The following is an 18,270-nucleotide window of genomic DNA, read 5'->3' on the forward strand; positions in this document are numbered from 1 at the left end:
ATCGACAAGCCGGGACCGGACGAAAGGCATGCCATGCGACCCATCCTCATCGTCGAAGACGATGCCGCCCTTGCGAAGCAGATCGTCGATCTGTTCGAGCGCTATCGATACGCTTGCCGCGCGATCGATTCGTTCGACGATGTGGACGCTCAGGTCGCAACGCTGGATCCGGCCTTGGTTCTCCTCGATGTGAACCTGCCTCGATACGACGGGTTCTACTGGTGCCGGCGCATTCGCGAATCGTCGCACGTGCCCATCCTCATGGTTTCGGCGCGCGACGCCGTATCCGATCAGGTGCGCGGCATGGAGGCGGGTGCCGACGACTATATGACCAAGCCCTTCGATCTCGATGTCCTGCTTGCCAAGGTCCAGGCTCAGATGCGCAGGAACTACGGCGAGCTCGGGGTTTCCGCGCACGGGCTCGCATCGGTGAAGCGCGATGGCATCACGTTCTATCCGGGGCTCCAGCGCGTCGAATGGGATGGTCGCGTCGTCGAGCTTTCGGCGGTCGAGTCGAGCCTCTTCGCCTGTTTGATGAAGGCGTATCCGGAAACGGCGTCGCGCAGCGATCTCTACATGGCCGCCTGGGACGACGAGAGCTACGTCGAAGCCAACACCTTGAACGTCAACATCCGGCGCCTGCGCGACTGCTTCGCGCGTGCGGGCATTCCTGTCGAGATCAAGGTCGTGCGCACCGTAGGCTACCGTCTCTCCATCGATGGAGACGGGTCATGAGGCTTTTCCTGAAGGACCATCTGGATATCATCGCGCTGTTCCTCTTCGAATCCGTCGCCATCGCGCTCGCATTCCGCTTCGTCGACGGCTTCGCATCGGCCGCGGGCATCGCCTACTTCCTGTTCGTCTCGGTCTTCGTCCTGGCTGCGTTCCTGATCGTGCGTTTCATGCGCAAGCGCACGTTCTATGAAAGTCTGGAAGCGGGTGCTGATGCCATGGAAAAGCTGCTCGAGCGCCACGGGTCCGATCCCGTGACCGCGGCGTACGTCGCGCGCGGGCGCGATGCATATCGCAGCTATCAGCGCCGCCTGAACGAGCGGGACGAGGAGATGCTGCGGTGGCGGACGCACGTCATGCAGTGGGTTCACCAGATGAAGACGCCGGTCAGCGTCCTGCGCCTCATGGTGCAGAAGGATCCGGGACGCATCGATTCGTTCGACGCTCTGTGCGAGCTCGACCGCATGCAGGGACAGCTCGATCTGGTCTTGAGCTTCGTGCGCATGGAACGCATGCAGGCCGATCTCGTCATCGAAGACGTGCCTCTCAAACGGACGGTCGATGCCGTCATCGCCAAGGAGCGACGCCTCTTCGTCCAGAAAGAGGTCTTTCCCGTCGTGGATATCGATGTCGGTCTGCGTGTGCGCACCGATGGGAAATGGCTCGCCTTCGTCATCGAGCAAATGCTGCATAACGCGGTGAAGTATTCGGACGCCGCGTCGACGGTCGAGGTCGGCGCGACGGCGTCGGATGCCGGCGTGACGCTTTCCATCGTCGATCACGGCATCGGCATTCGGGAGCGCGACCTGCCGCGCATCTTCGATCTGTATTTCACGGGCAGCAACGGGCGCGACCACGACCAGTCGTCGGGCATCGGGCTGTACGTCGCGAAGCACGTGCTCGACGAGCTCGGCCATGGCATCGAGGTTGAATCCAAGCTCGGGGCGGGGACGTGCATGCGCATCACGTTCTGACGGCATTGCGATGCGACGCCTCGCTCGCATGTGACATGTCGCGTCACCTTTCGTCACGCCATTCGATGGCGGCTCGGCGCGCGGTTCCGTACGCTTCTTGCATCGGATCGGAAAGGAGTTCAGATATGGCGATCCTCACTATCGACCATGCAAGCAAGATATACGGCACCGACGTTCAGGTACGCGCCGTGAACGACCTGTCCATGAACATGGAGGAAGGCGAGTTCGTCGCCATCATGGGCGCCTCGGGGTCGGGCAAGTCCACGCTGCTCAACCTCATATCCGGCATCCTTCCTCTCAGCTCGGGCGAGATTCGCATCGACGGACGCGACATATCCTGTCTAGGAGAATCGCAGGCCGCCGAGTTCCGTCGCAACGAGCTCGGCTTCGTCTTCCAAGATTTCAATCTGGTCGATACGCTGACCGTTCGCGAGAACATCATGCTTCCGCTCATGATGCGCCGCGTGCCGCCGGCCCGCATGAAGGCGGAGGCGGTCGCCGTGGCCGAAAGCCTCGGCATCGCGGCGGTCCTCGACAAGCGGACGTTCGAAGTTTCGGGCGGTCAGGCCCAGCGCGCCGCCATCGCCCGCGCGATCATCCATCACCCCCGCCTGCTTCTGGCGGACGAGCCTACGGGAAATCTCGACTCGGCGGCGGCCGAGAGCGTCATGCGCATCTTCTCCGACCTCAATGCGAGGAGGAAGACCTCCACGATCGTCGTCACGCACGACGCGAAAACGGCGAGCTTCTGCACGCGCGCAGTCTTCATCAAGGACGGGCGCATTCTGGAGGAGCTGTACCGCGAAGGGGATAGGCTCGCGTTCTACGACGAGATCCTGAACGTGCTCAAGTTCATGGGGGCGAAATAAGATGGATTTCTTCACGTTCTCTCTCAACAACGTCCTGCGCGATAAGGAAAGCTACGTCGCATTCTGGCTGAGCAGCGTGTTCTCGATCGTGGTCTTCTTCGTGTTCTCGGCCAACATGAACCACCCCCAGCTTGCGCAGAGCGAAAGCATACAAGATATCATGCGGGTCGCGGCCGCCTTCATCGCCGTGTATTCGCTCGGGTTCCTCGGACTTTCGCTCAATGCCTTCTTGAAGCGCAAGCGCCGCCTGTACGGGGCGCTTCGCACGATGGGCATGACGAAGCGCCAGGTCGCGCTATCCATCATGCTCGAAAGCCTGCTGATCGGCGCGAGCGCCATCGCCGTCGGCCTGATCGTCGGCCTCGTCTTCGGGCATCTCATGGTCATGCTTATGGCGCGGATCATCCGCATAGAAGATGTCGCGTACCAGTTCCCGATCGTATCCATCGTGCAGACTGCGGCGACGTTCGTCGTCATCTTCCTGGTGGCGAGCGCGGTGCAGGCGCGTGGGATATGCAGGCGCCCTATCGTCGAGCTGCTTGCCTCCAAGGTCGACGAAAGCCGCGGCATGCGGTTCTCGAAGCCCCTTGCCGTCCTCGGTATCGCTTTGCTCGCGTGCGGCTGCGGCGCCTGCCTGTTCGGCGTCATCCCGCCTGTGCGCGCATTCCTGGAACCGCATGACGAGCTTGCCGGCATCATCCCCTGGTTCATCGTCGGATGCACGTTCGCCGGGATCTTCCTTGTCTATCGCCAGTTCTCGTTCCTCGTGCTTTCGTGGCTCGCGCGTTCGCGCTATTACCTCGAGGAAGGTAACGCCATCTGGATGTCCGGCCTGCGCGATCGGATCAAAGGATCGGTCATGACGATGTTCGTGTCCACCGTCATGCTCGCGATGTCGTTCAGCGCCATCATCGTGTCGCTGGCGTTCGTCACGACGGTTCGTGCGGACGTCTCGCAGGACATCCCCTTCGGCATCGGGTACTTCTCGTATGGCGACAACGTGCGCGAATCGTCGGATATCGACGAGATCGAAACGCAGCTCGATGCCAACGGCGTGGCGTATACGGAGGATTCATACGACATGCTGCAGACCGAGAAGACGATCTTCGGCACCAAATTCATCGCTCAGAGCGCCTACGAGAGGCAATCGGGCACGACGCTTGCGCTCGACGACGGCCAGGCGGTCGGCATCTCGGGCACGCCTGATTCCGAGGATTCGGTCGAGGCGCCGAACGGCGTTTCGTTCAAGGTCGTCGGCACGTCCGCGCCCGTGCTCGACGATGCGAAGCGTTTCGGCAGCTACGTGGTGACCGATGCCGACTGGCAGCGGCTGCATGAGGCGGGCGGGCTTGTGAACGTGCGGGCCTTCATATTCGATGTGGACGACGAGGGTCAGGCCCAAGAGGTGCGCACGGCCTGCGAAAGCGTGCGCGAGACCATCGGATTCGGCCTGAGCGGGGGGGAGGATTTCCTCTTCATCCCGCGTATCGAGACCATCGTCCTGCAGGAATACTCATACGAGATATACACGTACATCTCGTTCATGCTCTCCATCGTCTTCATCGTGGCGTCGATCAGCCTCATCTACTTCCGGCTTCTGTCCGACGTGCGCGAGAACCTGCCCGTCATGCGCAACCTGAACCGCATGGGGCTGTCCGTCGCACAGGTGCTGCGCATCCAGAAACGCCAGCTTCAGGTGCTCTTCTCGCTGCCGATCGGCTTCGCGGTCGTGCTGACGGGCTTCGCGATGGCGTTCCTCATGAGCGTCGAGGCGGCGAGCGCGCACATCTTCGTGCGCATGGCCGCGACCATAGGCCCGCTCATCGTGCTCGAGGCTATGCTCTTCATGGTGCTGAACGGCAGATTCGAAGCGCAGGTGAGGGCATTCGTTCGGCCTTGGGACTGAGGGATCGGCCGTCTCGGATCCGATTCCCAAGAAGGCGGCCTGCCCGATGGGGTCTCCCGATACCAACTTTCGGTACACGACCAGGGACTTCTTCGATTTCTCCCAGAACTTCGATATAGTGGCATCGAGGAAGGCGAGGGCTTGCGGCAAGAAAGCGAGCCCCGCCTCCGGCCTAGGATGAACCCACCTCGTAAGGTGGGTGCTCGCAGCGAGCTTCAAAGCTTTCGCGTCAACGGACGCGAATCCCTTGTTCACCCGCAATCTAGAGCTCCCTCTAAATTTGCATCGGTCCATCGCAAATGCGGCAATCGGAAGCAAGGCTCTGCAAAGAGCATAATCGAGTCTATGGGGAAAATAAACCCTTGAACTCTTTGGACTACAATGATTTTCGAACCGAAACGGCGGAAGGGGAAAGCGATGCCGAACGCAAAGGATGTGGCGCGTTTCGTGCGCGAAGGCATGCGCGACAAGACATCTGCCGCGCGCTTGGCCGAGATCGTCAAGACGTTCCGACGCAACGAGGTCGGCCGCGGCATGACGCCCGGCAAGCTCGTCGCCTTGCTCGAAGACCTGGGCCCCACCTTCATCAAGCTCGGCCAGATCCTTTCTGCGCGGTCGGACATGCTTCCCCAGGAATACTGCACGGCGCTCCAATCGCTTCGATCCTCCACCACGCCCGAGCCTTTCGAGGCCATCGCCGCCCGTCTGAACGACGCCTACGGCGGCGACTACCGCGAGGTGTTCGCATCCATCGACGAAGAACCGCTCGGGTCGGCTTCCATCGCCCAGGTCCATCGCGCCGTTCTGCGCAAGAACGGCCGCGAGGTGGCCGTCAAGGTGCGCCGTCATCACGTGCGCGAGGACATGCTGCGCGACATCCAGCTCATGCGCCGCGCCGCCGACCTGCTCAACCTGACCGGCGTGCCCATGATGGGCTCGGTCATGGACGGCATGGACATGGACGCGGTCATCGATGAGTTCGACCGCACGGTGCGCGAGGAAATCGACTTCGGCGCCGAGGCGCGCAACCTGCAGCGCTTCGGATCGTTCGTCGGCAAGGACGACGGCATCACCTGCCCGCGCGTCTACCGCGAGTATTCGGGCGACACCGTCCTTGTCATGGAATTCGTCCGCGGCGTGTCGGTCGAGGACGTGGGCTCGTTGCGCGCCTGCGGCTACGACCTCAAGGAACTCGGCGACCGCATCGCCGGCAGCTACATGCGCCAGATGGTGGAGGAAGGCTTCTACCACGCCGACCCGCATTCGGCGAACCTGATCGTGCGCCCGGCGCTGCGCGATCGCGCCAGCGGCGCCTGTGATCCCGATCGGCCCGATGCGAACGCGCATGATCCAGGCGAGGTCGTCTGGATCGACTGCGGCATGATGGGCGAGCTGTCCCCGCACGAACGCACGCTCTTCCTCGAGATGATGAAGGCGATGGTCTATCGCGACGAGCATCGCCTGACCGATCTGTTCATCGAGTGGGGAAGCGTGTCCGACGCGCCGGGCAAGCGCCTGAACTACGGGCAGCTGCTCCAAGACCTCACGCGCCTGGTCGACCGCTACAGCGCCGAAGACGTCAACAGCATGGATCTTGCGGCCCTGCTCAACGACATCATGAAGATCCTCGAATCCGCCCACGTCAGCATGCCTCAGAGCTTCGTCATGCTCGTGCGCGGCCTGGCGACGCTCCAAGGCATGCTCATCACGCTCACGCCCGAGATCAGCATCCTCGCCGTGGTGGATCGCTACGTGCGCTCCTACGCGTTCCGATCGTTCGATCCCTTCTCCGACGTCACGCGCCGCGTCCGCGAGGCGTCCAAGGCGGGCGAGCGCATCGTCGAGCTGCCCGTGCGCGTGTCCAACGTGCTCGATATGGTGGAGAAGGGCCGTTTGCGCATGAGCATGGACTTCTCCGACGCGTCCGAGCCGATGCGCCTGCTCAGCTACATCATCGATCGCATGAGCCTGTCCATGATCACGGCGGGGCTGTTCATCGGGTCGTCCATCATCTATGCGACGGGCCTCGAGCCGCAGCTGTTCGGCGTGCCCGTCATCGGATTCCTCGGCTTTCTCGGCGCCGCGTTCTTGAGCATCTACATCATCTGGAACATCCATCGCCGCCCGCGCGGATAGGAAGCCTCATGGACACGCTCTTCACCGATATCGACAACCGTGCGAAATACGCCGTCGCGCCGCTTGCGGTGCGCATGCGTCCGCGCTCGCTTTCCGAGCTGCGCGGGCAGAAGGACGCGGTCGGCCCGGGCAGCTGGCTCGCCCTCGCCATCACGGCCGACGCGCTTTCGTCCGTGATCCTGTTCGGGCCGGCGGGCACCGGCAAGACCAGCATCGCCCGCATCATCGCCGAGACGACGCGCTCCGCGTTCGTGGAAGTCTCCGCGATCGGCGGCACGGTCGCCGATCTGCGCAGGGAAATCTCCGCGGCGGAGCGCAGGCTCGCGTCTGCGGGGACGAAGACGATCCTCTTCGTGGACGAGATCCACCGTTTCAGCCGCAGCCAGCAGGACGCGCTCCTGCATGCGGTCGAGAACCGCGTCGTCATCCTCGTGGGCGCCACGACCGAGAACCCGTTCTTCGAAGTGAATTCGGCGCTCATCTCGCGTTCGCGCATCGTGGAGCTGCATGCCCTGTCGGATGCCGACATCGCGTCCATCCTGGATGCGGCCCTCGCCGACGAACGCGGGCTGCACGGCCGCTTCGCGTTCGCGGACGGCGCCGCCCGTGCCATCGTCGATCTTTCGGGAGGCGATGCGCGCGGGGCGCTCACCACGCTCGAGCTTGCGAGCCAGCTGGCGGAATCCGAGGGACGGAAGGCGGGCGCCGATGCGCCGTACCTGGTCACACCGGATATGGTCGCCGTCGTCACGCCGCGCCGCGCGCTTCCTTACGACAAGGGCAAGGACATGCACTACGACGTGGTCAGCGCATTCATCAAATCCATGCGCGGCGGCGATCCGGATGCGGCCCTCTATTGGATGGCGCGCATGCTGGAAGGCGGCGAAGACCCGAAGTTCATCGCGCGGCGCATCTATATCCTGGCGAGCGAAGACATCGGCAACGCGGATCCTCAGGCGCTGCTCGTGGCCGAGGCCGCCTTCCGCGCGGTCGAGGTCGTCGGCCTGCCCGAATGCCGCATCAATCTGGCGCAGGCGGCCATCTATATGGCGCTCGCGCCCAAGAGCAACGCCGCCGAGGCGGGCATCGACGCGGCCCTCGCCGAGGTGCGCCGCGGTCCGCGGCGCGACGTGCCCAGCCATCTGCGCGACCGCCATCGCCCCGGGTCCGAATCCTACGATGCCTACCGCTATCCGCACGACTATTCCGGGCATTGGGTCGACCAGCGCTATCTGCCCGAGGGCCTCGAGCGCGGCTGCTTCTTCGAACCCGGCGAATCGGGTTGGGAAGCATATCGCGTGGATGCCGTCAGGCGCGATAGATTCGCATCCGACGCGTGATACACTCGGTGGACACGAACTGAGGAGATTTCCATGGACTACCTGCTTCCCATCGTTTACGCCTTGGTGGGCGTCGCTCTCATCTGGGCCTTGATCGAGCTCGTCCGGCTTTTGCGCAGCATGCGCGGCATGGTGGAAGACACGAACGCGAACGTCGCCCCCCTCATGGGGCGCGTCAACGACATGGTGGCCGACGCGGCTCCTGCCGCCAAGCGCATCGATCCGATGCTCGAGCGCGTGAACCTCACGGTGGATGCCGCCAACCTCGAGCTCATGCGCGTCGACGGGATCCTTGAGAACGTGGATGCCATCACCGGGCATGTCGCCAACGCCGCTTCCGCGGTGGACGATGTCGCCACGACGCCTTCCCGCATGGTCAACAACGTGGTTGAGGCGGTGCGCGGCGCGGTCGGCGCGAAGAAGGCGTCGGACGAATCGGTCGGGTTCGCCGCCGAGGCGGCCGCGGCTTCCGAGGCGTGCGCGCCAACGGCCGATTGCGAAGGGTCCAAGGCCGCCAAGGATCAGGCGTCCAAGTACGTCCAGGTCCCCCTGGCGCCCTCTGCGGGCCGTGCCTCCGACGTCGAAAGCGAGCGTGCATAAGATCCTATGGACCGCCAGCTGCCCTCGTCTATCAGGACGGATACCGCCAAGCGTCATTTCTATCAGGTCTGGTCCATTATCGGCATCGTGCTCATCATCGCTGCCGCAGGGTATGTGTCGGGCGTGCTGTCGACGCCGATCGCCATCGTCGTGTGGGCGGCGATCTTCGTGCTCATCCTGCGCAAGCCCGTCGCATTCTTCGAAGCGCACGGCATCCCGCGCGTTCTGGGCACGGCCCTGTCGTACCTGCTCTTCGCGCTTGTGTTGGGGCTTCTGGGCATCGTCATGTTCTCGCCGGCCTTCGGTCTGGGCGATCAGCTGAGCAGCCTCATCGCATCCGTGCCGTCGTATGTGCAGGAAGCGACCCGCATGTGGAACGATTTCTCGGCCCGCTACGCCGACATCATGCAGAACACGCGCGTGTCCGAATGGGTCGATTCCGTGTCGTCGTCGCTCATCTCCTGGGCGAACGATTTCGCGGCATCTTCGGCCACCGGCATCGTCGAGTTCGGCGCCGGCCTCGCGAATTCGCTCATGATCATCGGCTTCGCGCTTGTCGTGGCGTTCTGGCTGCTCATGGAGCTGCCGGCCCTCAGCCGCGAGGTGTCGCGCCTCGTGCCCGAATCGCGCAGGGAAGGCTTCGACATGCTGAGCCGCACCACGACGCGCATCATCGACGGCTATCTGCTCGCCACGCTCGCGGTCTGCACGATCGTCGGCATCGCGTGCGGCATCCTCTACATCGTCGCAGGCGTTCCGAACGCGGGCATTCTCGCCATCATCGTGGGCGTCTTCAACGTCATCCCCGTCATCGGGCATTGGATCGGCCTCATCCTGGTCGTGGTCATCGCCGCGTTCACGAATCCCGTGCTTGCGCTCGTCGTGTTCATCGGCACGATCGTCATCCAAGAAGCGGTCTATACCTTCGTGCAGCCCAAGCTTATGGCCAACTCGGTCGACGTGCATCCGGTGCTCGTCATCTTGGCCCTGTTCATCGGCAGCGCGGCCGGATCGGCCGTCCAAGGTCTGTTCGGAAGCGTCGTGGGCATGCTCATCTCCATCCCCGTTGCGGCGCTTGCGAAGGCCCTGTTCGTCTACTACTACGAGCGCGGCATGGGTCTGCAGGTCGTGGCCGAGGACGGCGTCTTCTTCAAAGGCTCGCCCTCGTCGCAGGAGGTTCCCGGCACGAAGCCGGACGCCGTGGCCGACGCCATCGCCCCCGCCCCCAAGCCTAAGAAGCCGACGGGCGCCGCGGCATGGCTGACGACGTCCATCTCGCCCGCCCTCACGGGCAAGCTCGGCGGCGACGGCAAAGGCTCCGCGCGCAAGGCCGGCCGTTCGAGCGCATCCTACCGCCATGAGCGCGGCGACGCCGATGCCGGCGCCGACGCTTCGGCGCAGGGACGTGCCGAAGCGAATCCCGACCGCACCGACGTCGGGCTCGATGTCTCGGTGTCGCGCCGCCAGAAGTAGGGCGTCGTCCCTTCCCGCATGACGCAGGCGGCAGGGCGGACGTTCCCGCTCGCATGAAGCCGGAAGCGGCGCTCCTTTCCGCATGAAACCGGAGGGAGGGCCGTCTTTTCTCTTTGCATAAAGAATCTATGGATGCTCGTGTCCGCTCCGTGCAAACGCGCACGTCTAGGCGCAGGCGCGCAAGGCGCTGCGATACAATGCCCGAATGACCAGACGGCAGTACGCCTTCGGGCGCGTAGGGGAGAGTGAGATTACCCGCATGAAATACATGACCACCGCGGAAATTCGCGAGAAGTATCTGCGATTCTTCGAGGAAAAGGGCTGCAAGCGCCTGCCTTCCTCGTCGCTGATCCCCGACGACCCGAGCCTTCTGCTCACGAGCGCCGGCATGGTCCAGTTCAAGCCCTACTTCCTGCACGTCAAGGAATTCGACCCGAACTACATCGGCGCCACCACCGTCCAGAAGTGCGTGCGCACCAACGATATCGACATCATCGGCACGACGGGCCGCCATCTGAGCTTCTTCGAGATGCTCGGCAACTTCAGCTTCGGCGTCTACTTCAAGCACGAGATGTGCACCTGGGCCTATGAGTTCTCGACCGAGGTGCTCGAGCTTCCCAAGGACCGCCTCTACTTCACCGTGTTCGAAGACGACGACGAGACCATCGAGATCTGGAAATCCCTCGGCGTTCCCGAAAGCCATATCACCCGTCTGGGCGAGGACGACAATTTCTGGCGCGCCGGCCCCACCGGCCCGTGCGGCCCCTGCTCCGAGATCTATTTCGATCAGGGTCCCGATTTCGAGGGAGATGCCCCCGGCGACGACGGCGACCGCTTCCTCGAGTTCTGGAACTGCGTCTTCACCCAGTTCGACGGTCAGGAGGACGGCACGCTCGCGCCGCTTCCCACGAAGAACATCGATACGGGCATGGGCCTTGAACGCATGGCCGCCATCATGCAGGGCGTCCAGTCCAACTACGAGACCGACGTGCTGCGCGACCTGGTCGCCGTCGGAGAGCGCCTCTCCGGCGCGTCCTATCGGGGCGGCACGAACGCGACCGCCGGCGACGGCGCGCAGGCCAAGGTGGATCTTTCGCTGCGCATCTGCGCCGATCACAGCCGCAGCGTCGCCTTCATGATCGCCGACGGCATCCTGCCGTCCAACGAAGGCCGCGGCTACGTGCTGCGCCGCCTGCTGCGCCGCGCCGTCATGCACGGCCATAAGCTCGGCATCGAAGGCCCGTTCCTCGGCGAATACCTTGCGAAGATCATCGAGCTCATGGGCGACGTCTATCCCGAAATCGTCGACAACCGCGAGCTCGTCGAGCGCATCATCCTCTCCGAGGAGGAGCGCTTCGGCCGCACGCTGCGCACGGGCCAGGCCTACCTGGTCGACGAGCTTTCTGCGCTGGACGGCTCCGTCCTTCCCGGCCAGACGGCCTTCACGCTTCATGACACCTACGGGTTCCCGATCGAGCTGACCGAGGAGATCTGCTCCGAAAGCGGCGTCACGGTCGATCATGCGGGCTTCGACGCCTGCATGGAAGAGCAGCGTTCCCGCGCCCGCGCTGCCACCAAGGGCGACGCCGAGGCCGCGTGGAGCACCTACGGCGGCGTGCACGCCGAGACCCTGAAGGAGGTCGGCGCCAGCATCTTCGTGGGCTACGAGCATACCGAAGCCGCCTCTTCCATCGTCGCCCTCATCAAGGACGGCGCGCGCGTCGCCCGCATCGAGCAGGGCGAAGAGGCCGAACTCGTGCTCGCGAAGACTCCATTCTACGCTGAGATGGGCGGCGAGGTCGGCGACACGGGCACCATCGAGGGCGCCGGCGGCCGCGCGCAGGTCGAAGACACCAAGGCTCCCGAAGCGGGCCTCGTCTGCCATCGCGTGAAGGTCGTCAAGGGGTCCCTGTCGGTGGGAGAGGACGTCGCCGCCGCCGTGGACGCCGGTCGTCGCGCGCGCATCACGCGCAACCATACCGCGACGCACATCCTGCATGCCGCGTTGCGCCAGGTCTTGGGCGATCACGTCAACCAAGCCGGCAGCTATGTCGGTCCCGACCGCCTGCGATTCGACTTCGCGCATTTCGCGCCGATGACGGCAGACGAGATCAAGCAGGTCGAAGACCTCGCGAATGCGGTCATCATGTCCGCCACCGATATGAATATCTACGAGACCTCGCTCGATGAGGCGCGCGCATCCGGCGTGACGGCGCTGTTCGGCGAGAAGTACGGCGACACGGTACGCGTCGTCGAGGCCGGCGGCTTCTCCCGCGAGCTCTGCGGCGGCTGCCATGTGCGCAATACGGCCGAAATCGGCCTGCTGAAGGTCGTCGCCGAAACGAGCGTCGCCGCCAACACGCGCCGAATCGAGGCGGTGACCAGCTATGCCGCGCTCGACTATCTGAACGCCCGCGCCGCCGAGCTGGATGCCGCGGCGTCCGCGCTCAAGTCCGCTCCGCTCGACGTCGCCGCGCGCGTCGCCGCGAACCTGGCGACTATCAAGGAATTCGAAGCCGAGGCGCGCCGTGCCAAGCAGGCGGCCGCCGAATCCGATGCGTCGGCGTATCTGGATGCGATGGTCGATGTAGGGTATCCGCTGATCGTGATCCGTGTGGACGGGCTTGACGGCGGCGCCATGCGCAACGTTTGGGACGTCGTCCGCGCACGCATGCCGAAGCCCGGCGCGCTCGTGCTCGGCGCCGTGACCGACGGCAAGCCGATCGTCATGGCCGCCGCCTCCGACGAGGCCGTGGCTGCGGGCTTCAATGCCAAGGACGTCATCAAGCAGGCGTCCTCCCACATCAAGGGAGGCGGCGGCGGCAAGCCGACGATGGCTCAGGCCGGCGGCAAGGACGCATCCGGCATGGATGCCGCGCTCGAGGCGGCCCGCGCGTTCCTCGGCGCCTAGGAAAGCCGCGCACGTGAGGTACATGGCCCTCGATATCGGCGACGCGCGCATCGGCATCGCGATCAGCGATCCCGCCGGTCGCGTTGCGTCGCCGCTCAAGGTCCTTCCCGCGGCCGAGGTCCTCGGGCACGCGGCATCCTTCCGCATGCTCGTCGAAGATTGGATGCCCGATGCTCTGGTCTGCGGGCTTCCCTTCACCCTCGCCGGAGAGCAGGGGCCCCAGGCCGCTTCCCTCAAAGAGCGTGCTCAGCGCATCGCGAAAGCCTGCGACCTGCCCCTTTATTTTTCCGACGAACGCTTGAGCTCGTCTGAGGCCAAGAGATTTTTGCGTGAAGGGGGCTATGACGAGCGGGCGATGCGCGGTAAAGTGGACATGATCGCAGCGAGTATATTTCTCCAGTCGTGGCTTGATTCGAACCCGGCTTCGAAGGGCGCAGCTCCTGCGCAGGGTCACGACGCTTCCGAGCAACGTTAGGATCTGGCATGCCCCGTAGGCAGATTACGTACAGCAACCATCCGAACCATCGTGCCCGTGCGGTGCATGCCCAAGGCGAGCGCCAATTCAAAACCTACGACACGTCTCACATCCGGCCGCGCAAGAGCAAGGTCCCCTACGCGGTAGGCGCCATCATCGCCATCGTCGTCCTGGCCATCGCCGCGTTCGCCGCCACGTCGCTTCTGCGCGGATGCTCTGCGGAAGCCGAGGACATCGACGGCTCGCAGGTCGCCGTCGCCGCCGACGTCAAGGTCACCATTCCCGACGGGTCGACGGCCTCCAATACCGCGAAGCTTCTGGAGTCGTCCGGAGTGGTTCCCGACGCCGACGAGTTTCTGGCCTATGCGAAGGGTGCCGGGCTGGATTCCCGATTCAAGTCGGGCGTGTACACGTTCACCGCGGGCATGACGCTCGAGCAGGTCGCCAAGACCATCGTGTCGGGCGCCTCGAGCGCCGACACGCTCACCATCCCGGAAGGCTATACGGTCGCGCAGATCGCGTCCGCCGTCGAGAAGTCGACTTCCGGCTCGATCTCGGCGGACGACTTCACGAAGCAGGCTGTCGCATCCAACTACGTGTCCGATTACCCGTTTCTTTCCGACGCCTATGACGATTCCCTCGAAGGATTCCTCTTTCCGAAGACCTACGATCTTTCAGGGGCGAAGACGGCCGACGACGTCATCCGCATGATGCTCGATCAGTACGCGACCGAGGTCGCCTCGCTCGACTATTCGTATCCCACTTCGAAGGGCTTAAGCGCCTACCAGGTGCTCGTGATGGCGTCCGTCATCGAGAAGGAGGCGGCGCCCGATGCCAACCATCCCGATGAACGCGCGCAGGTCTCTTCCGTCTTCTACAACCGCCTTGCGGCCGATATGGCGCTGCAGTCCGACGCCACGATGGGCTATGTGACGGGCGGGGAGGTCACGCCCGAGGATCTTCAGACCGAAAGCCCGTACAACACATATCTCAACAAGGGTCTTCCGGCAGGGCCCATCTGCAATCCGAGCATCGAATCGCTCAAGGCCGCCTGCAATCCCGCGACGACCGATTACCTGTACTTCTTCATCGTGAACGAGAAGGGGTATTCCGACCACGCGTTCTCGAAGACGCTCGACGAGCATAACGCCGCCATCGCCAAGTACCAGGAGTACACGGCCTCGAAGACGTCGTAATTCCGCCGTCTCCCGTTTCGCATGCTTCTCTTCCGTCCCGACAGGCATTTCACGCGTGTGACCGCCATCGATCCGGCGCGCGACCTGAGGGATGCCGGCATCTCCTGCGTGCTGCTCGACATGGATAACACGCTCGTCGCGCGCGATACCCATGCGGCGCCTGACGACGTGAGGGCGTGGCTCGAAGGGCTCGGCGCCTACGGCGTGCGTGCCTGCATCCTTTCGAACAACTGCCATGCGAGCGCGTACGACCATGCGCGCGATCTCGGACTTCCTATCGTGGCGAAGGCATGCAAGCCGCTGCCGTTTTCCTACGGGCGCGCGTTGCGCCTGATGGGAACCCACAAGGAAGCGACCGTCGGTATAGGCGACCAGCTTGCGACCGACGTGCTGGGCGCGCATCTGCACGGCATGCGCGCGTTCTACGTCGATCCTCTCTGCACGGCCGACCTCGCCTATATGCACGTGCTGCGCGCCGTCGACCGCCGTATCCTTGCCGGCATGGACGCCGAGTCGTAGCCGCCGTCCGAGCGCTCTGTGTCGATGCTGTTCCAGCCTATGCTGCGTCTTAGATGCACGTTTTCCCCGTGCTACAATCGCTCGCGAACGTGGGAGTGGGAGAGGGCATGCGCATCGACGTCACGCGACATTCGGCGGACCGCTACATAGCCGTTATCGAGGGAATGCCTGCGGGCATCGCCCTGCAGCGCTCCGATGCGCAGACCGATCTCGATCGCGTGGCCGAAGCTCTGCTTTTCTGCTCCGCACCCGATGCGCCCCAGATCCTTCCGCGCGCAACCGTGCTGTCGGGGCTTTCCCGCGATCGGTCTTCCGCCGCGCCGCTTCTGCTCGAAGTCGATTTCGCCGGCACCGCCTTTTCCGAGGCCCTCGATGCCCACGGCTCGCAGACGCCGCGCTTCGGCACGGCCGACCTGGCATTCTTCCTGCGCATGAACGAAGACGACTGCGCGTCCGCCCTGCAGGCCGTCACGCTGCGCCATGCGATCGCACGCGCGGCCGCCGCGTTCGCCGCCCGGGCGTTTCTGGCCGAGCTGGGCGTCGATGTGCGCTCGTTCTCTTCGCGCATAGGTTCGGTCGAGCTTCGCGACCTGGACGCGCAGAAGGCGGCGCTGTTCGCGCCGCTCGATATCGAGACGTCCGCCGTGCGCTGCCCCGATCCGCAGGCTTCGCGCCTCATGGTCGAGGCGCTCGACGCTGCACGCGCGGCAGGCGAGCCTCTTCCCGGTGCGTTCTGCATCGTGGCGACAGGCTGCGTGCCCGGCCTGGGATCCGCGACCGATCCCGTCCGTGGCCTTGCGGCGCTCATCGCCGCGGCCGTCATGGGCGCGCCTTCGGTGTCGTCGGTCGCGTTCGGCGATGCATCCGCGCATGCATCGGACGGCGCATTTCCCGATTGCGTGCAGGCCGATCGCACGCGCGGCTTCACCTATGCGCGTAACGTGCAGGGAGGCGTGGCGGGCGGCATGTCCACCGGCGCCCCGATCGTCTGCATCTCTACCGTTTTGCCTTGCTATCAGGGAGAGCATATTCTTTCGAGCATCGATCTGACCACGCTCGAGCAAGCGGCGTCGCCCGATGCCCTCGGCATCGCGTGCCTTGCGCCGTTCTCTTCCGTATGCGCGGAATCCTCGGTCGCCTGCGTGTTGGCCGAAGCCTACGTGCGCACGTTCGGCGAAGGGCCCCTTTCCGATATCGCGCGCGCGTTGGATGCCTATCGTGCGCGCATCAAGACGGCGTCGAGGTGAGCGGCATGCCAACGCTCAAGACCAATGTCTTTCTCGTCGGCATCATGGGGGTCGGCAAGACCACGATCGCACGGCGATTGGCCCGCATGCTGGGCGTGGCCGCCGTCGACGTCGATTCCTATATGCGCAACATGTATCATCGGGATTCGTCGCGCCTGTTCAAAGACATGGGTGAAGAAAAGTTTCGCGCATGCGAGGTGCATGCGCTTGCGGCGTGCGCCGATCTGGGACCGGCCATCGTGTCATGCAGCGAAGGCGCCGTCGCCATGCCCGAAGGCAGGCGCATCCTGACGGAGCGCGGCTTCGCCATCTTCCTCGATTCTTCGTGCGACGGCGCGATGAAGCGCATCAGGAGCCTGCGCACGCGTCCGCTGCTCGCGCAAGGATGCGACGCGCATTCGATCATGGACGCGCGTCGTCCGATGCTCGAGGAGGTGGCCTGCGCCTGCGTCGACGTCGAAGGGTTGTCGACGACCGAGGCCTGCGCCCGTGTGACGGCGGTTCTGAAAGGACGGGGCATCTACGTGAAGTAGCCGAAGAGAGGCGGTTGTTGTCCCGACGGGTAGACTCGCTGCGGAGAGCGTGCGGACGCGGCGTCAGCCCAGGCGGCCGCGCCTCGCGACGACCATGCGCGGTCGTTCGTGGATTCGCGCCTGTTTCTGTATATGCAAGACGGAGCGCCGCACGGCGCTGCCGACGATTCGAAGGAGCTTGCCGATGACCAGATTGGAACGCATGCGCGCGATGATGGCGGCCGAAGGGGTCGCCGACTTCTACTGCCGCGATCTGTCGAACGTGAAGTGGCTGACCGGGTGGGAGGACGTCTTCGACGACGAGCCGGCGCACCTGGCCTTCGTCACGCCGAAGACGGCGGTTCTGCATACCGACTCGCGCTATGCGGATGCCTGCCGCGTGGCGGCCGATGCGGGGGAGTGGACCGTCGACGAGGAACGCATGACGCATGCGCGCTGGGCGGCCGCGTCGTTCGAGGCCTTCCATGAGGCGCGGGGCGCGCAACGCGGGCGCGATCTGTGCGGCTTCGGCATCGAAGACAGCATGGAACTGGGTGAATTCCGCCGTCTTGAAGAAGCGTTCGCCGCCGCGGACTGGTCGCCGACGCTTGTGGAGACGACCGATGCCGTCAAACGGCTGCGCGCCGTGAAGGATGGATCCGAGATCGAGCGTCTGCGTGCGGCCCAGGCCATCACCGATGCGGCGTTCGAGCACATCGTCGGCTTCATGCGCGTGGGCATGACCGAGCGCGAGGTGGCTTTCGAGCTTGAGCAGACGATGCGCAAGATGGGCGCGGAAGACCTCGCATTCGCATCCATCGTCGCATCGGGCGCCAACGGAGCGTCGCCGCACAGCATCCCGGGCGACAGGCGCCTGGAGGACGGCGATCTCGTGGTCATGGACTTCGGCGCGCGGGCGCGCGGCTACTGCTCCGATATGACGCGCACCGTCGCCGTGGGCCATGCGACCGAGCGGACGCGGGCGATCTTCGATGCCGTGCGGGCGGCGAACGAGACGGTCGAGGCCATGCTGCGCCCCGGCGTGACCGGCCGCGCTGCGCATGAGCGTGCGGAATACGTGCTGGCAGAGCACGGATTCGCCGGCAAGATGGGACATGGGCTCGGGCATGGGGTCGGCATCGACATCCACGAGCTCCCGGTGCTCTCTCCGCGAAACGAGGCGCCGCTCGAGGCCGGCAACGTCGTGACCGTGGAGCCGGGCGTGTACCTGAGCGGGGAAGCGGGATGCCGGCTCGAGGACTTCGGCGTGGTAACTGCTGATGGTTTTGAGGTTTTCACCGCATCGACCCACGAACTGGTTATAATTTAGCGCCGTGAATCCAGCCGGGTAGGACGACTTGGCGGAATGCAGGTCTTCCA

Annotated in this window: 15 protein-coding genes; all 15 read left to right on the forward strand. The window is 64.4% G+C overall.

The features are described from left to right. The first annotated feature begins 33 nt into the window (after nt 1-33). The 15 genes from HMPREF1155_RS02395 to HMPREF1155_RS02465 all read left to right on the forward strand — a co-directional run bounded on the left by HMPREF1155_RS02395 (nt 34) and on the right by HMPREF1155_RS02465 (nt 18,220). The gene (locus HMPREF1155_RS02395) at nt 34-735 is read left to right on the forward strand and encodes a response regulator transcription factor (protein WP_009076938.1); all 702 of its coding nucleotides are present in this window, start codon (nt 34-36) and stop codon (nt 733-735) included. After that, on the forward strand, nt 732-1,706 hold the full coding sequence (locus tag HMPREF1155_RS02400) for a sensor histidine kinase (RefSeq protein ID WP_009077044.1): 975 nt from the start codon (nt 732-734) through the stop codon (nt 1,704-1,706). Before HMPREF1155_RS02395 ends, HMPREF1155_RS02400 begins: the two co-directional genes overlap by 4 nt. 125 nt (nt 1,707-1,831) lie before the next feature. Further along, on the forward strand, nt 1,832-2,575 hold the full coding sequence (locus tag HMPREF1155_RS02405; protein WP_006362019.1) for an ABC transporter ATP-binding protein: 744 nt from the start codon (nt 1,832-1,834) through the stop codon (nt 2,573-2,575). Between the two features lies 1 nt (nt 2,576). Then, entirely contained in the window at nt 2,577-4,481 is a 1,905-nt protein-coding gene (locus tag HMPREF1155_RS02410) for an ABC transporter permease (protein WP_009077042.1), read from the forward strand. Between the two features lie 417 nt (nt 4,482-4,898). Continuing rightward, a complete protein-coding gene (locus HMPREF1155_RS02415; RefSeq protein ID WP_009077049.1) occupies nt 4,899-6,617 on the forward strand; it encodes an AarF/ABC1/UbiB kinase family protein in 1,719 nt (572 codons plus the stop codon). Between the two features lie 8 nt (nt 6,618-6,625). After that, the gene (locus HMPREF1155_RS02420; protein WP_009076811.1) at nt 6,626-7,957 is read left to right on the forward strand and encodes a replication-associated recombination protein A; all 1,332 of its coding nucleotides are present in this window, start codon (nt 6,626-6,628) and stop codon (nt 7,955-7,957) included. A gap of 33 nt (nt 7,958-7,990) precedes the next feature. Further along, nucleotides 7,991-8,557, forward strand: a complete 567-nt coding sequence (locus HMPREF1155_RS02425) for a hypothetical protein (protein ID WP_009076952.1) — start codon at nt 7,991-7,993, stop codon at nt 8,555-8,557. Nucleotides 8,558-8,563: 6 nt separating this feature from the next. Continuing rightward, nucleotides 8,564-10,030: an AI-2E family transporter gene (locus tag HMPREF1155_RS02430; RefSeq protein WP_009076824.1), complete on the forward strand. Its 1,467-nt coding sequence runs from the start codon at nt 8,564-8,566 to the stop codon at nt 10,028-10,030. Between the two features lie 259 nt (nt 10,031-10,289). Then, nucleotides 10,290-12,941: an alanine--tRNA ligase gene (alaS, locus tag HMPREF1155_RS02435; protein ID WP_009077024.1), complete on the forward strand. Its 2,652-nt coding sequence runs from the start codon at nt 10,290-10,292 to the stop codon at nt 12,939-12,941. 13 nt (nt 12,942-12,954) lie between these two features. Beyond that, nucleotides 12,955-13,416, forward strand: coding sequence for a Holliday junction resolvase RuvX (ruvX, locus tag HMPREF1155_RS02440; protein WP_009076901.1), 462 nt, complete (start codon nt 12,955-12,957; stop codon nt 13,414-13,416). An 8-nt stretch (nt 13,417-13,424) separates the two neighbouring features. Beyond that, on the forward strand, nt 13,425-14,612 hold the full coding sequence (mltG, locus tag HMPREF1155_RS02445) for an endolytic transglycosylase MltG (RefSeq protein ID WP_009077053.1): 1,188 nt from the start codon (nt 13,425-13,427) through the stop codon (nt 14,610-14,612). Nucleotides 14,613-14,633: 21 nt separating this feature from the next. Next, nucleotides 14,634-15,131, forward strand: coding sequence for a YqeG family HAD IIIA-type phosphatase (locus tag HMPREF1155_RS02450; protein ID WP_009076955.1), 498 nt, complete (start codon nt 14,634-14,636; stop codon nt 15,129-15,131). A 107-nt stretch (nt 15,132-15,238) separates the two neighbouring features. After that, nucleotides 15,239-16,378: a chorismate synthase gene (locus HMPREF1155_RS02455; protein ID WP_238319062.1), complete on the forward strand. Its 1,140-nt coding sequence runs from the start codon at nt 15,239-15,241 to the stop codon at nt 16,376-16,378. A gap of 5 nt (nt 16,379-16,383) precedes the next feature. Further along, nucleotides 16,384-16,911, forward strand: coding sequence for a shikimate kinase (locus HMPREF1155_RS02460; protein ID WP_009076882.1), 528 nt, complete (start codon nt 16,384-16,386; stop codon nt 16,909-16,911). A gap of 184 nt (nt 16,912-17,095) precedes the next feature. Continuing rightward, entirely contained in the window at nt 17,096-18,220 is a 1,125-nt protein-coding gene (locus HMPREF1155_RS02465) for an aminopeptidase P family protein (protein ID WP_009077002.1), read from the forward strand. Nucleotides 18,221-18,270: the final 50 nt, after the last annotated feature.

Source organism: Slackia sp. CM382 (genome assembly GCF_000293015.1).
GTDB lineage: Bacteria > Actinomycetota > Coriobacteriia > Coriobacteriales > Eggerthellaceae > Slackia > Slackia exigua.

Excerpts from the sequence above, each read along its gene's own strand:
- HMPREF1155_RS02395 (WP_009076938.1), top strand. The coding sequence starts at position 34 with ATGCGACCCATCCTCATCGTCGAAGACGATGCCGCCCTTGCGAAGCAG.
- HMPREF1155_RS02400 (WP_009077044.1), top strand. The coding sequence starts at position 732 with ATGAGGCTTTTCCTGAAGGACCATCTGGATATCATCGCGCTGTTCCTC.
- HMPREF1155_RS02405 (WP_006362019.1), top strand. The coding sequence starts at position 1,832 with ATGGCGATCCTCACTATCGACCATGCAAGCAAGATATACGGCACCGAC.
- HMPREF1155_RS02410 (WP_009077042.1), top strand. The coding sequence starts at position 2,577 with ATGGATTTCTTCACGTTCTCTCTCAACAACGTCCTGCGCGATAAGGAA.
- HMPREF1155_RS02415 (WP_009077049.1), top strand. The coding sequence starts at position 4,899 with ATGCCGAACGCAAAGGATGTGGCGCGTTTCGTGCGCGAAGGCATGCGC.
- HMPREF1155_RS02420 (WP_009076811.1), top strand. The coding sequence starts at position 6,626 with ATGGACACGCTCTTCACCGATATCGACAACCGTGCGAAATACGCCGTC.
- HMPREF1155_RS02425 (WP_009076952.1), top strand. The coding sequence starts at position 7,991 with ATGGACTACCTGCTTCCCATCGTTTACGCCTTGGTGGGCGTCGCTCTC.
- HMPREF1155_RS02430 (WP_009076824.1), top strand. The coding sequence starts at position 8,564 with ATGGACCGCCAGCTGCCCTCGTCTATCAGGACGGATACCGCCAAGCGT.
- alaS (WP_009077024.1), top strand. The coding sequence starts at position 10,290 with ATGAAATACATGACCACCGCGGAAATTCGCGAGAAGTATCTGCGATTC.
- mltG (WP_009077053.1), top strand. The coding sequence starts at position 13,425 with ATGCCCCGTAGGCAGATTACGTACAGCAACCATCCGAACCATCGTGCC.
- HMPREF1155_RS02450 (WP_009076955.1), top strand. The coding sequence starts at position 14,634 with ATGCTTCTCTTCCGTCCCGACAGGCATTTCACGCGTGTGACCGCCATC.
- HMPREF1155_RS02455 (WP_238319062.1), top strand. The coding sequence starts at position 15,239 with ATGCGCATCGACGTCACGCGACATTCGGCGGACCGCTACATAGCCGTT.
- HMPREF1155_RS02460 (WP_009076882.1), top strand. The coding sequence starts at position 16,384 with ATGCCAACGCTCAAGACCAATGTCTTTCTCGTCGGCATCATGGGGGTC.
- HMPREF1155_RS02465 (WP_009077002.1), top strand. The coding sequence starts at position 17,096 with ATGACCAGATTGGAACGCATGCGCGCGATGATGGCGGCCGAAGGGGTC.